Consider the following 12,270-nt stretch of genomic DNA (forward strand, 5'->3'; position numbering starts at 1 on the left):
GTTCGAACCTGAGATCACGTACCTGCGACCAATCTACCGGATGGGCGGTATTCCGCCGCCGTCCGGAGCTTCTGTCGCATGGACTGGACCTGGTACCTGTTCCGCTTTGACGGCCGCATCAACCGCGCCGAATTGTGGCTTGCGGGGTTCATTATGCTGTCGGGAATGATTTTCCTGGTCGCGCTAACGATTGGCATCATCGCTCTCCTCAGCGGCAAGCCGCCGGCGCAATTCAACATCGGCCTCGGCGATGTTTTCAAGCTCTTCGATCCCGCTACCTATCGCTCGTTTTCATGGGCCGATCTGCCGGCTCTCGCCTCCAAGACCGTCGGATCCACGCTGTGCCTGTGGGTCTATCTCGCAACCTCGATCAAGCGCCTGCACGACCGCGACAAGCGCGGCTGGTGGATCATCCCGTTTGTTGTGCTGCCAGGCAGCTACAACACGCTCAGCGGATGGTGGCCCGAAGACTCCTACCTGGACATGGTGTACGGCCCCATCGCCTTCATTGCCTACGTCTGGGGCTTCATCGAAATGTATTGCCTGAGGGGTTCGCGCAAGACCAACCGGTTCGGCGCCGACCCGCTGACGCCGCCTCCGCCACGTGACACGCGCCCGCCCTGGGACCAGCAGAGCGAGATCGAAATGGTGCCGCACAAGGCTGGCCCGCCGCCGGTTTGGCGTGTTAAGCCGGGGTATGAATGACGCCGTTTCCATTACCCGCGACCTCGTCCGCTGCGCCTCTGTCACCCCTGCCGATGCCGGCGCGCTCGGCGTCCTCGAACGGCTCCTGAAAGACGCCGGCTTCGAGGTGCATCGCGTCACTTTCGGCGAGCCCGGCACATCAGATATCGACAACCTCTACGCCCGCATCGGAACTGAAGCGCCACACATCACCTTTGCCGGACATACCGACGTGGTGCCGGCCGGCGACGAGGCCGCATGGACCCTCGGCGCGTTCTCTGGCGAGGTGAAGGACGGCTTCCTCTATGGCCGCGGCGCGGTCGACATGAAGGGCGGCATCGCCTGCAGCGTCGCCGCGGTGCTGCAATATCTCGCCGACCATGACGGCAAGCCGCAAAACGACGGCAAGGGCTCGATTTCGTTTCTGATCACCGGCGACGAGGAAGACATTTCCGTCAACGGCACCATCAAGCTTTTGAAATGGTGCGCCGAGCGCGGCGAGAAATTCGACCATTGCGTGCTCGGCGAGCCCTCCAACGTCGAGGTGCTCGGCGACTGCATCAAGATCGGCCGCCGCGGCTCGCAATCGGGCACGCTTTATGTCGACGGCGTGCAGGGCCATGTCGCCTATCCGCATCGCGCCGCCAACCCGGTACCGGATATTTCGCGGCTGATCGTGGCGCTTTCCGACGAGCCGCTCGATCACGGCAGCGCGCAGTTCCAGGCGTCCAATCTCGAATTCACCTCCGTCGATGTCGGCAACACCGCCAGCAACGTGATCCCGGGCCAGGCGCGCGCAAAATTCAACGTCCGCTTCAACGACAATCACACCCAGGAGACGTTGCGCGCGCTAGTCGAGGAACGGCTGGTAAAAGCTTGCGGCAATCGCATCCGCGCCCGCATCGTATGGGAATATTCCAACTCGAACGTGTTCGTCACAAAGCCCGGTGCCTTCACCGACCTCGCCGTCAGCGCGATCGAGGAGGTGACGGGACGCAAGCCGGAACTCTCCACCTCCGGCGGCACCTCGGATGCGCGTTTTATCTCGAGCTATTGCCCGGTGATCGAGTTCGGCCTGGTCGGCCAAACCATGCACCAGATCGACGAGCGCACGCCGGTGTCCGATCTGGAGAAGCTGACGAAGGTGTATCGGGGGATCCTCGATCGGTATTTTGCGTGAGCCACCGGCGTCATCGTCCGCGAAGGCGGACGATCCAGTACGCCGTGACGTCTCGATTCAATCACAGCGCGGCAGCGTACTGGATACCTCGCCTTCGCGGGGTATGACGGCTTTTATGGAGGCCCAGCAATCCCGGGATAGAGATCTTCCCAATTCGGATTGTTCTCCTCAATCAGCCGGATTTTCCAGCTTGATAGCATTTTCGGCATCGTCAAATTGCTCGTAGTACACCAGCCTAGCGACGTCGTACTTCTCGGTGAAGCTCTCAACCAATTTCAACCTATGCTCGGCAACCCGACGGATAAGATCGTTGGTCACCCCGATGTAGAGTGTTCCGCCGATCTTGCTTGCGAGGATGTAGACGTAGAAGTGTCTCGGGCGCATGCCGGAATTTTCGGAGCACCGGGTCGCCCGGTCAAGCCGTGATATTTACTCGGCGTCATCGTCCGCGAAGGCGGGCGATCCAGTACGCCGGGACGTCCCGATCGATCACTGCGGCCGCAACGTACTGGATACCCCGCCTTCGCGGGGTATGACGATGGTGCTCAATACTCCACCCGCACCAGATACAATCCGTCGGGCGGCGCGACCGGGCCGCAGGCGGCGCGGTTGCGGGCGGCTAATGCGGCGGCGAGATCGTCGGCGGTCCAGCGGCCTTCGCCGACCCAGACCAGCGAGCCCACCATCGAGCGCACCTGGCTGTGCAGGAACGAACGCGCCGAAGTGAGGATCGACACCTCGTCGCCTTCCCTGATCACATCGAGCTGATCGAGCGTCTTTTCCGGCGATTTCGCCTGGCATTCGGTGTCGCGAAAGGTCGTGAAATCGTGCTTGCCGAGCAGGCGTTGCGCGGCGATGTGCATCGCGTCCGTATCCATATGGCGCGGCACGCGCCAGCTTCGCTTGATATCGAGCGCGAGGTTGGCGCGGTGGTTGGTGATGCGGTAGCGGTAATGGCGTTTCCTGGCCGAGAAGCGCGCTTCGAAATCGTCGGCGACGATTTCTGCCGAGAGCACACCGATCGGATGCGGGCGCAAATGCGCGTTCAGCCCGTCGCGCAGCCGCCCCGCCGGAAACGGCTTTTCGATATCGCAATGTGCGACCTGCGCCAGCGCGTGCACGCCGGCGTCGGTGCGGCCCGAGCCGTGGACGCGCACGTCCTCGCCGCAGATCGCCTTCACGGCCGTTTCCAGCGCGCCCTGCACGGTCGGCGCGTTGTCCTGGATCTGCCAGCCGGAAAACGGCGTGCCGTCATATTCGATGATGAGCTTGTAGCGGGGCATCAGCCGAGCCGCGTCGACGGCTTGAGCGGCGTCCCGCGCAAGAAATCCGCGGCCTTCATCGGCGCCTTGCCGGCGCGCTGCAGTTCGAGAATCCGGATCGCGCCGTCGCCGCAGGCAATCGTCAGGCGATCGTCGAGCACTTCGCCCGGCGCGCCCGCGCCTTTGGCCGGTTCACAGCGCAAAATCTTGATCCGCGCCGGCTCGCCATCGGGGGCGATCTCGCACCAGGCGCCGGGAAACGGCGACAGGCCGTGAATATGCCGCAGCACTTCGCGCGCCGGCCTGCTCCAGTCGATCCGCGCCTCGGCCTTCTCGATCTTGGCGGCATAGGTCACGCCGTCCTCGCTCTGTTTGCTGAGCCGCAGCCCGCCGCGCTCAAGCCCGCCCATCGCACGCACCATCAGATCGGCGCCGAGCGGCGCCAGTGCATCATGCAGGTCGGCGGCGGTCATGGTGTCCGTGATCGCGAGCCGCTCCGCCATCGCGACGTCGCCGGTGTCGAGGCCTATATCCATCTTCATCACCATCACGCCGCTCTCGGCGTCGCCGGCCATGATCGCGCGGTTGATGGGCGCGGCGCCGCGCCAGCGCGGCAGCAGCGAGGCGTGCAGGTTGAAGCAGCCGAGCGGCGGCGCATCCAGAATAGCCTGCGGCAGGATCATGCCGTAGGCGACGACGACGGCCGCATCGGCATGGTGTCCACGAAATTCCTCGAGCGCCTCCGGCGTCTTCAGCGTCGTCGGCGTCAGCACCGGAATCCCGAGCCGCCGCGCCTCCTGCTCGATCGGCGTCGGCTGCAGCTTCATGCCACGCCCGGCCGGCTTTGGCGCACGGGTGTAGACGGCTACGACCGTATGGCCGTGGGCCACGAGTTCAAGCAGCGTCGGCACCGCGAAATCGGGCGTGCCCATGAAGATCAAGCGGAGCGGCATGAGGCGGACGAACCCATTGTGAGCTAGGTCTATCCGTCATGCCCGGGCTTGTCCCGGGCATGACGGTCTTCCTTCTGGCACGAAGAACGTGGATGGCCGGGACATCTAGCGCGAAGACGCGCTTCTGCCCGGCCATGACGGCTGCGAGAATCGCAAATTACTCCGCCGCGCGCTTGGCGGCCTTGGTAAACTTCTTCATCACCCGGTCGCGCTTCAGCTTCGACAGATAGTCCACGAACAGCACGCCGTTGAGGTGGTCGATCTCGTGCTGGATGCAGGTGGCGAACAGCCCGTCGGCGTCCTCCTCGTGCACCTTGCCGTCGAGATCGGTGAAGCGGATGCGGACCTGCGCCGGGCGCTCGACCTCCTCGTAATATTCCGGGATCGAGAGGCAGCCCTCCTCATAGACCGACAATTCCTCCGACGACGAGATGATTTCCGGATTGATGAAGACCCGCGGCCTCGGCTTGGTTTCGCCGTCCTCGTCCTTCTTGGCGAGGTCCATGGTGATCAGCCGCAAGGGTTGCGCGACCTGGATCGCCGCCAGCCCGATGCCGGGCGCGTCGTACATGGTCTCGAACATGTCGTCGGCGAGCTTGCGGATCTCCGTCGTCACCTTCTCGACGGGTTTGGAGACCAGCCGGAGCTGCTTGTCCGGCAGGATGATGATTTCTCTAAGGGCCATAGCGCGCGATTTAAGCTGCTGATTTGTCGCGGTCAATGCGCCGGGGTGCCCGTTAAGGCGGCCTTAACCATGATTTTTAAGGCGGTGTTAACCATGAAAATTAACCCGGCATTTACCATAAATGTTCCCTCTTCGTTCGCGAAAGCCGGCGAATCGGGCTACAAGGCCGCATGAACGAAATTCTTTTGATTGTCGGCGACCTTCCGATTCACGTGGGCGAGGCGCTGATCGGGTTCGGCGCGCTGGCTCTGGTGCTGCTGCTGGTAATCGCCATCATCATCGCCCGCTCCGGCCGCCGGGGCGCGGAATTGGCGATGGCCCAGGCGATTCGCGCCGACGAGCTGGAGGAGCGCCTGAGCGAGATGCTGCGGGCGCAGAGCGAGTCCACCGGCCGGGTCGATGCCATGGCGCAGGCGCTGGTGGGCCGCCAGTCCGAGATGACGCGCGCGGTCAATGAGCGGCTGGATTCGGTGACGCACCGCGTCGGGCAGTCGATGGAAGCGACCACGCGCCACACCATGGATAGCCTGCGCGTGCTGCACGAGCGGCTCGGCATCATCGACAATGCGCACAAGAACCTGACCGAACTGACGTCGCAGGTAACGACGCTGCGCGACGTCCTTGCCAACAAGCAGTCACGCGGCGCCTTCGGCCAGGCGCGGATGGAAGCGATCGTGCAGGACGGCATGCCGCAAGGCTCGTACGAATTCCAGTACACGCTCTCGACGGGGAAGCGCCCCGATTGCGTGGTGTTCCTGCCCGACCAGCGCCCGCTCTGTATCGATGCGAAATTTCCGCTGGAGGCGATGACCGCGCTGCACGACGCGCGCAGTGATGAGGAAAAGAAATTCGCTACCCAACGCCTGCGCAACGACGTGATGAAGCATGTCAGCGACATCTCGGAAAAATATCTGATCACCGGCGAGACCCAGGACACCGCCCTGATGTTCGTGCCGTCGGAATCGGTTTACGCCGAAATCCATGACGGCTTTGACGACGTGATCCAGAAGGCCTACCGCGCCCGCGTCGTGCTGGTGTCACCCTCGCTGCTCATGCTGGCGATCCAGGTGATGCAGCAGATCCTCAAAGACGCGCGGATGCGCGACGCCGCCGACCAGATCCGCACCGAGGTGCTCAACCTCGGCGACGACCTCGGCCGCCTGCGCGAGCGCGTGCTGAAGCTGCAGAAGCATTTTGGCGACGTCAACGAGGACGTGCGTCAAATCCTGATCTCCGCCGACAAGATCGAAAAGCGCGCCGGTCGGATCGAGGAACTCGATTTCAGCAAGACCGACGCGCCGGTGGAAGTGCCCCGCTTCGTCAAGAGCGAAACGCCCGAACTGTTCCCCGTGCCGCGCAAGCTGCAGGCGGGGGAGTAGTAGGGCGCCTGCAGCCACACATCAAACTGTCATCGCCCGGCTTGACCGGGCGACCCAGTATTCCAGAGACATGGGAGCACGCAGCTACTACGTCTACATTCTCTCCAGCCGTATCGGCGGCACGCTCTACATCGGCGTGACGAACGATCTGGTCCGGCGCGTCGGTGAGCACAAGTTGAAGATGGCGGAGGGGTTCGCCAAGAAGCACGAGGTCACTAGGCTGGTCTATTTCGAAGCCTTCGACCATATTGAGCATGCGATCCAACGCGAGAAGAGACTTAAGAAATGGACGCGAGCATGGAAAATCGCACTAATCGAGAAACAAAATCCGGATTGGATCGATCTTTACCCTGAGATAGCCGGGGGTGGCGGATAGGCCTCTGGGATACTGGGTCGCCCGGTCAAGCCGGGCGATGACAGTCTTTTTGTTGCAGAATCTGCTAACACCCCTCCATGACCGCTCCAGAATCCGCCTCCGCTTCACTCGAAAAAACCGCCACCACCGCCCCCTCCTGGCGCGAGAGCCTCGCCGTGTATCTCCAGCCGCGCGTGCTGATCGTGTTGATGCTCGGGTTCTCCTCGGGGCTGCCGCTCGCCCTTTCCGGATCGACCCTGCTGGTGTGGATGCGCGAGTCCGGCGTCGATCTCGGCACCATTGGGCTGTTTGCGCTGGTCGGCACACCCTACACGCTGAAATTCCTGTGGGCGCCGTTGGTCGATGCGCTGCATGTGCCGCTCTTCACCCGAGCGCTCGGCCGCCGCCGCGGCTGGCTGGTGTTTTCGCAGTTGCTCCTGATCGGAGCGATCCTGTTGCTGGCGCTGACGGACCCGGCGCGCTCGCCGCTGTTCGTGGCGCTCGGCGCGCTGCTGGTCGCGACGATGTCGTCCACCCAGGACATCGTAGTCGATGCGTTTCGCGTCGAGAGCCTGCCCGAAAGTGAGCAGGCCGCCGGCATGGCGTCCTATGTCGCTGCCTATCGCATCGGTATGCTGATCTCTACCGCGGGCGCGCTGTTCATCGTCAGCGGGTTCGAGAGCACCGGCATCACGCGCAGCGCGGCATGGACGTGGGGCTATGTGGTGATGGCTGCGCTGGTGCTGATCGGCACGATGACGGCCCTCGTCGCGACCGAGCCCGAGCAATCCGCGCGCGCAGAGGAGGCGACGCGCAGCGAAAGCGCGTTCACCCGCGTGCTGCATGCCGCGATCGGTGCGTTCTCCGAATTCCTGACCCGCCGCGACGCCTTCGCGGTCCTCACCTTCGTGGTGCTGTTCAAGTTCACCGATGCGTTCTCCGGCACCATGACCGCGCCGTTCGTGATCGACCTCGGCTTCACCCGCAACGACTATGCGGCCATCGTCAAGGGCGTCGGGCTCGCCGCGACCCTGATCGGCGGCTTCGCCGGCGGATACGTGGCGCGGCGCTATTCGCTGACGACGAGCCTGTGGATCGGCGGCGTGCTGCAGGCGGTCGCGAATTTATCGTTCTCGTGGCTCGCGTTTGTCGGCGTCAATCAATGGGCGCTGGCGTTCGCGATCACCGCGGAAAATTTCACCAGCGCCATCGGCACCGTGATCTTCGTCGCCTATCTCTCGGCGCTGTGCCGCAATCCACTGCATACCGCCACGCAATATGCGCTGTTGACCGCGCTGGCGGCCGTAGGGCGGACTTACCTGTCGTCGGGCGCAGGCTATGTGGCGAAGGCAGTGGGTTGGCCGATGTTCTTTGCGATCTGCGTTCTGGTCGCAATCCCGAGCCTGATCCTGCTCGCCTGGCTGCACCGCCGCGGGCATTTTGACGAATTAGGACCGGTGAAGGTTTAGACTCTGTCGTCGTCCCCGCGAAGGCGGGGATCCAGTATTCCAGAGCAGTTGCGATAGAGCCGATAGGCCGCGGCGTACTGGCGCGCCCGGTCCCGGCTACGCCAAGGCTTCCGTCCTGGCCCGCCGTAGCTTTAGCGGAGGCGGCAAGCCGGGCGATGACAGCCGCGCTTGGGGCCGACGGCACTGACTCAGTGCTTGGTCACCACGCTCCATTTGGTGATGACGGCTTCGCTCATCTGCCCGGCGTCCTGCGCGCAGGCGATTTCGTCGACCTTGACGGAAATTGCCTTGCCGATGAAATTTTTCAGCTGCGCCGCCTGGGCGTCGCTTGAGGTGACCAGTTGGAATGTCTCAGGTCCGGTTTCGAGATTGCACAGCCCGCTCGGCGGTGGCAGCCGGCGCGGCTCGCTGGTGATCTGGTAGGTCTGGGGGCGCTTGCTCCGCTTGCTGCCCTTCATGGCGTTCAGTTCGCCTGATAGCACGTCGCCGGCATTGATCTGCTTGCCGGGCTTTGGCGCCGGCTCGGCCTGCTGCGCCCATGCGGAAGGCGCCGCCAGAGCCGCAGCCATGATGATGACCGCAAAGCGGGAGCGTCTGCCGAATCGTCGTTTCGTCATGTCGATCAGTTCCGTCGATGTGGGTTAGAACAACGTTCGCTGCCGCATGGCAGCCGATAGCGTACCTTCGTCGAGATAATCAAGCTCGCCGCCGACAGGCACGCCATGCGCGAGCCGGGTCACCTTGACGTTGGCGTCCTGGAGGAGATCGGTGATGTAATGGGCGGTGGTTTGGCCATCAACGGTTGCGTTCAGCGCCAGAACGATCTCGCTGACTTGTGATTCATGGGCGCGGGCCACCAGCGCGTCGATGGTCAGATCCTGCGGACCGACGCCGTCGAGTGGCGACAAGGTGGCGCCGAGCACGTGATAGCGGCCGCTGGTCGCATTCGCCCGTTCCAGCGCCCAGAGATCGGCCACATCCGCGACCACGACGATGGTCGATGGATCGCGCCTTGGATCGGTGCACACCGTGCAGGGATTTTGCGTGTCGATATTGCCGCAGGTCTTGCAGACCTGAATTTTGTCGATCGCGACCTGCAGCGCGCCGGCGAGCGGCGTCATCAGCGCCTCGCGCTTCTTGATCAGATGCAGCGCCGCACGCCGCGCCGAGCGCGGACCGAGCCCCGGCAGGCGCGCCAGGAGCTGGATCAGACGTTCGATTTCGGGGCCGGCAACGCTGGCGGCCATTTCAGGTGAGGCCAAGTCCGGGCGGCAGGCCGAGCCCGCCGGTCAGCGCCTGCATCTTTTCCTGCATCGCCAGTTCCGCCTTGCGCCGCGCGTCGTTGTGCGCGGTCACCAGCAGATCCTCGAGGACCTCGCGCTCCTCGGCCTTCATCAGCGAAGGATCGATCTTGACGCCCTTCACTTCCATTTTCGCAGTCATGCGCACGGCCACCAGCCCGCCGCCGGAAATGCCCTCGACCTCGACATTGCCGAGTTCGTCCTGCATCGCCTGCATCTTGGATTGCAGCTGCGCTGCCTGCTTCATCATGCCGAGAAAATCAGCCATTCGTTCGTCCTCTTGAGAGTTCGATCAGTCGTCGTCGCCGTCGGAACTCTCGTTCAGGTCTTCAGCGTTAATATTGGATTCCGGCGGCTCGGCGGCAAGCCGGCGCACTTCGACCACTTTGGCGCCGGGAAATCGCGCCAGCACCTCCTGGACGCGCGGATCGGCCTCTGCGGCGCGGGCATGCTCGTTCCTCGCCTGCTCATTCTGCGAGCGCAGCGTCGGCTGACCGGCCTCGTTGGAGACGATCACGGTCCAGCGCCGCCCGGTCCATTGCTCCAGCTTGCGGGAGAGGTCGTTGACCAGTCCCCGCGCCGCGTTGCGTTCCAGCGCCACTTCCAACCGCCCGTCCTCAAAACGGACGAGGCGCATGTCGGATTCCAGCGCTGCCTTGGTCAGGATATCGCGCTTTTCGGCGGCGAGAGCCACGAGCTGCGGAAAAGTGCTCAGCCGCAGGACCGGCGCGGATTCGGTTTGGACCGACGGCGCCATTTGCGGCCGCGCGGACGCTTCGGCGCCGGAACGGGGCGAAGCCGGTGTCCGCATCGGCGACGGAGCAGACATTGAAGATACCGGTGCGGAGGGTGCAGCCCGTGACGGCGCCGCGCCACCGGAGGGAATTTGCGATCCGCCGCCGTTCTGATCGAGCATCCGGATCGCCTCGTCGGGCGTCGGCAGGTCCGCGACATAGGCGATGCGGACCAGCACCATTTCCGCGGCGGCCGCCGGCCGGGTCGCGGTCTGCACTTCTGCAATGCCCTTGAGCAGCATCTGCCACATCCGCGACAGCACCCGCATCGACAATTTTGCGGCGAATTCGCGCGCTCGAACGCGCTCGGTCTCGCCAAACGCGACATTGTCGGCGGTGGCGGGGACTATCTTCACCCGGGTGACGAAATTGACGAACTCGGCGAGGTCGGACAGCACCACGACCGGATCGGCGCCGACGTCATATTGCGCGCGGAATTCGCCAAAGGCACTCGCAAGGTCGCCGCGCGCGAGATGCTCGAACAGATCGATCACCCGGGTGCGGTCGGCAAGGCCCAGCATCTGTCGCACGGCGTCGGCACGGACAAGACCCGCGGCATGCGCGATCGCCTGATCGAACAAAGAGAGCGAATCGCGCACCGAGCCTTCCGCGGCGCGCGCGATGATGCCGAGCGCTTCGGGCTCGACCTCGACGCCTTCCTTTTTCGCGATGTTGGAAAGGTGCCCCATCAGCACATCCGCCTCGACCCGGCGGAGATCAAAACGCTGGCAGCGCGACAGTACCGTGACCGGAACCTTGCGGATTTCCGTGGTGGCGAACACGAATTTGGCGTGCTCGGGCGGCTCCTCCAGCGTCTTCAGGAAGGCGTTGAAGGCCGCCGTCGACAGCATGTGGACTTCGTCGATGATGTAGACCTTGTAGCGGGCGCTGGCCGGCGCATAGCGCACGCTGTCATTGATCTGGCGGACGTCGTCGACGCCGGTATGGGACGCGGCGTCCATTTCCAGCACGTCCATGTGCCGGCTTTCCATGATCGCCTGGCAGTGCACGCCGAGATCAGGCATGTGGATGGTCGGCCCCTTCACCGAACCATCAGGCTTTTCGTAGTTCAGCGCGCGGGCAAGAATTCGCGCCGTGGTGGTTTTGCCGACGCCGCGGACGCCGGTCAGGATCCAGGCCTGCGGAATCCGGCCCGTCTCGAACGCGTTCGAGACGGTGCGCACCATGGCCTCCTGGCCGATCAGGTCGTCAAAACTGGAGGGGCGGTATTTGCGTGCCAGCACCCGGTAGGGCTTGGCAGCCTCACCCGGGCTGCCAAGGCCGGCACCGTCTGATTTGTCGGGGGGAGCGCCAGCATCACTCATCGGTCGATCCGCAATTGATTGTCTCTCGGGGCCGGCTTGCGGAAAGGAGCGAAATCGGGCGCAAGGCGCGTACTTTGCCGCCACCTCGCGCGATTCGCTCGAAAAACAGGTAGGAGACTGACGAGCGACCCGATCCGGACCTCGTTAGGGCTGCTTCCTTCCGGACCTGACCCGGTTGGCGAGTGGCTCGTCCACCGCCAATCTCCCGGTCCTTATTTGGGGCCAAAAGAGCCGGAAAGCAAGCGGGGTCGGGTGGATGCCATGCGCCGGAACTACCCCATTTTCGGCATGGTCGGACTTGACCCGGCCAGCCACGTCTTGCTTTTTCAGCTGCGCACAAAAAAGGCGTGGATACCCGGATCACCTTGGCGCGAAAACGCGCGTCTGCCCGGGCATGACGGGGAGTTGTTTGCGGGGCTACTCTCTGCAAGGCTGCTCCAAAATAGAGAAACCATTAATGCCCGCTGACGCCTCCGCCTGGTCGCTGCACTCCCAGCTCAAAAAAGACACCATCGACATCGGCGACCTGCCGCTGTGCAAGGTGCTGGTCATCAAGGACGCGCATTACCCGTGGCTGCTGCTGGTGCCGCGCCGGGAAGGTGCAGTGGAAATCATCGACCTCGACGAGGTCGCGCAGGGGCAGTTGATGACGGAAATCTCACGCGTTTCGCGCGCCCTCAAAGAGATCACCCAATGCGACAAGCTGAATGTCGCGGCCTTGGGCAATCTGGTGCCGCAGTTGCATCTCCACGTCATCGCGCGGCGCACCAGCGACGTGGCCTGGCCGCGCCCGGTCTGGGGCGTGATGCCGCCGCTGGCGCATGACGCCGAGGAAGTACAGAATTTCATCAACGCGCTTCGCCGCAAGATCTGGTTGGGTTGA

13 protein-coding genes, 1 other RNA gene and 1 pseudogene are annotated in these 12,270 nt (G+C 63.7%); 6 read left to right on the top strand and 9 right to left on the bottom strand.

Features of this window, described 5'->3' with window-relative positions:
- The first annotated feature begins 78 nt into the window (after positions 1 to 78).
- Positions 79 to 705 carry a DUF805 domain-containing protein gene (locus ACPPVP_RS40645; protein ID WP_426529354.1) on the top strand — a complete coding sequence of 209 codons (627 nt, stop codon included), beginning with the start codon at positions 79 to 81 and terminating at the stop codon, positions 703 to 705.
- Positions 698 to 1,864, top strand: a complete 1,167-nt coding sequence (dapE, locus tag ACPPVP_RS40650) for a succinyl-diaminopimelate desuccinylase (protein WP_426529356.1) — start codon at positions 698 to 700, stop codon at positions 1,862 to 1,864. The genes ACPPVP_RS40645 and dapE overlap by 8 nt, the downstream gene beginning before the upstream one ends.
- A 113-nt stretch (positions 1,865 to 1,977) precedes the next feature.
- Here the strand turns inward: dapE and ACPPVP_RS40655 are convergent.
- From ACPPVP_RS40655 to def, 4 genes and pseudogenes are all read right to left on the bottom strand, one after another.
- Positions 1,978 to 2,248, bottom strand: a pseudogene (locus tag ACPPVP_RS40655) (GIY-YIG nuclease family protein).
- Positions 2,249 to 2,409: 161 nt separating this feature from the next.
- Positions 2,410 to 3,147 (bottom strand): tRNA pseudouridine(38-40) synthase TruA, encoded by a 738-nt coding sequence (gene truA / locus ACPPVP_RS40660; RefSeq protein WP_426529358.1) that lies wholly within the window; start codon positions 3,145 to 3,147, stop codon positions 2,410 to 2,412.
- Entirely contained in the window at positions 3,147 to 4,079 is a 933-nt protein-coding gene (gene fmt, locus ACPPVP_RS40665) for a methionyl-tRNA formyltransferase (protein WP_426529360.1), read from the bottom strand. Before fmt ends, truA begins: the two co-directional genes overlap by 1 nt.
- A gap of 157 nt (positions 4,080 to 4,236) precedes the next feature.
- The gene (def, locus tag ACPPVP_RS40670) at positions 4,237 to 4,764 is read right to left on the bottom strand and encodes a peptide deformylase (protein ID WP_426529362.1); all 528 of its coding nucleotides are present in this window, start codon (positions 4,762 to 4,764) and stop codon (positions 4,237 to 4,239) included.
- 170 nt (positions 4,765 to 4,934) lie between these two features.
- Here def and ACPPVP_RS40675 point away from each other — a divergent pair, with 170 nt between their 5' ends.
- From ACPPVP_RS40675 to ACPPVP_RS40685, 3 genes are all read left to right on the top strand, one after another.
- Positions 4,935 to 6,143 (top strand): DNA recombination protein RmuC, encoded by a 1,209-nt coding sequence (locus tag ACPPVP_RS40675; protein WP_426529364.1) that lies wholly within the window; start codon positions 4,935 to 4,937, stop codon positions 6,141 to 6,143.
- 70 nt (positions 6,144 to 6,213) lie between these two features.
- On the top strand, positions 6,214 to 6,519 hold the full coding sequence (locus ACPPVP_RS40680; RefSeq protein ID WP_426529366.1) for a GIY-YIG nuclease family protein: 306 nt from the start codon (positions 6,214 to 6,216) through the stop codon (positions 6,517 to 6,519).
- Between the two features lie 77 nt (positions 6,520 to 6,596).
- The gene (locus tag ACPPVP_RS40685) at positions 6,597 to 7,967 is read left to right on the top strand and encodes an AmpG family muropeptide MFS transporter (RefSeq protein WP_426529368.1); all 1,371 of its coding nucleotides are present in this window, start codon (positions 6,597 to 6,599) and stop codon (positions 7,965 to 7,967) included.
- A gap of 188 nt (positions 7,968 to 8,155) precedes the next feature.
- On the opposite strand, the gene ACPPVP_RS40690 is transcribed toward ACPPVP_RS40685, so the two are convergent.
- The 5 genes from ACPPVP_RS40690 to ffs all read right to left on the bottom strand — a co-directional run bounded on the left by ACPPVP_RS40690 (position 8,156) and on the right by ffs (position 11,593).
- Positions 8,156 to 8,584, bottom strand: a complete 429-nt coding sequence (locus ACPPVP_RS40690; protein WP_426529370.1) for a hypothetical protein — start codon at positions 8,582 to 8,584, stop codon at positions 8,156 to 8,158.
- A 24-nt stretch (positions 8,585 to 8,608) separates the two neighbouring features.
- Positions 8,609 to 9,214 carry a recombination mediator RecR gene (gene recR, locus ACPPVP_RS40695; RefSeq protein ID WP_247834175.1) on the bottom strand — a complete coding sequence of 202 codons (606 nt, stop codon included), beginning with the start codon at positions 9,212 to 9,214 and terminating at the stop codon, positions 8,609 to 8,611.
- Between the two features lies 1 nt (position 9,215).
- The gene (locus ACPPVP_RS40700) at positions 9,216 to 9,536 is read right to left on the bottom strand and encodes a YbaB/EbfC family nucleoid-associated protein (protein WP_426529372.1); all 321 of its coding nucleotides are present in this window, start codon (positions 9,534 to 9,536) and stop codon (positions 9,216 to 9,218) included.
- Between the two features lie 24 nt (positions 9,537 to 9,560).
- Positions 9,561 to 11,387 (bottom strand): DNA polymerase III subunit gamma/tau, encoded by a 1,827-nt coding sequence (locus tag ACPPVP_RS40705; protein ID WP_426529374.1) that lies wholly within the window; start codon positions 11,385 to 11,387, stop codon positions 9,561 to 9,563.
- Positions 11,388 to 11,496: 109 nt separating this feature from the next.
- An RNA gene (gene ffs, locus ACPPVP_RS40710) (signal recognition particle sRNA small type) lies at positions 11,497 to 11,593 on the bottom strand.
- A 251-nt stretch (positions 11,594 to 11,844) separates the two neighbouring features.
- On the opposite strand from ffs, the gene ACPPVP_RS40715 reads away from it, so the two are divergent.
- A complete protein-coding gene (locus ACPPVP_RS40715; RefSeq protein WP_426529376.1) occupies positions 11,845 to 12,270 on the top strand; it encodes an HIT domain-containing protein in 426 nt (141 codons plus the stop codon).

The organism is Bradyrhizobium sp. McL0615, from assembly GCF_049993905.1.
Classification (GTDB): Bacteria; Pseudomonadota; Alphaproteobacteria; order Rhizobiales; family Xanthobacteraceae; genus Bradyrhizobium.

What these genes read in the sequence shown, in the direction of transcription:
- ACPPVP_RS40645 (WP_426529354.1), top strand. Translation starts at nt 79, where the DNA reads ATGGACTGGACCTGGTACCTGTTCCGCTTTGACGGCCGCATCAACCGC.
- dapE (WP_426529356.1), top strand. Translation starts at nt 698, where the DNA reads ATGAATGACGCCGTTTCCATTACCCGCGACCTCGTCCGCTGCGCCTCT.
- truA (WP_426529358.1), bottom strand. Translation starts at nt 3,147, where the DNA reads ATGCCCCGCTACAAGCTCATCATCGAATATGACGGCACGCCGTTTTCC.
- fmt (WP_426529360.1), bottom strand. Translation starts at nt 4,079, where the DNA reads ATGCCGCTCCGCTTGATCTTCATGGGCACGCCCGATTTCGCGGTGCCG.
- def (WP_426529362.1), bottom strand. Translation starts at nt 4,764, where the DNA reads ATGGCCCTTAGAGAAATCATCATCCTGCCGGACAAGCAGCTCCGGCTG.
- ACPPVP_RS40675 (WP_426529364.1), top strand. Translation starts at nt 4,935, where the DNA reads ATGAACGAAATTCTTTTGATTGTCGGCGACCTTCCGATTCACGTGGGC.
- ACPPVP_RS40680 (WP_426529366.1), top strand. Translation starts at nt 6,214, where the DNA reads ATGGGAGCACGCAGCTACTACGTCTACATTCTCTCCAGCCGTATCGGC.
- ACPPVP_RS40685 (WP_426529368.1), top strand. Translation starts at nt 6,597, where the DNA reads ATGACCGCTCCAGAATCCGCCTCCGCTTCACTCGAAAAAACCGCCACC.
- ACPPVP_RS40690 (WP_426529370.1), bottom strand. Translation starts at nt 8,584, where the DNA reads ATGACGAAACGACGATTCGGCAGACGCTCCCGCTTTGCGGTCATCATC.
- recR (WP_247834175.1), bottom strand. Translation starts at nt 9,214, where the DNA reads ATGGCCGCCAGCGTTGCCGGCCCCGAAATCGAACGTCTGATCCAGCTC.
- ACPPVP_RS40700 (WP_426529372.1), bottom strand. Translation starts at nt 9,536, where the DNA reads ATGGCTGATTTTCTCGGCATGATGAAGCAGGCAGCGCAGCTGCAATCC.
- ACPPVP_RS40705 (WP_426529374.1), bottom strand. Translation starts at nt 11,387, where the DNA reads ATGAGTGATGCTGGCGCTCCCCCCGACAAATCAGACGGTGCCGGCCTT.
- ACPPVP_RS40715 (WP_426529376.1), top strand. Translation starts at nt 11,845, where the DNA reads ATGCCCGCTGACGCCTCCGCCTGGTCGCTGCACTCCCAGCTCAAAAAA.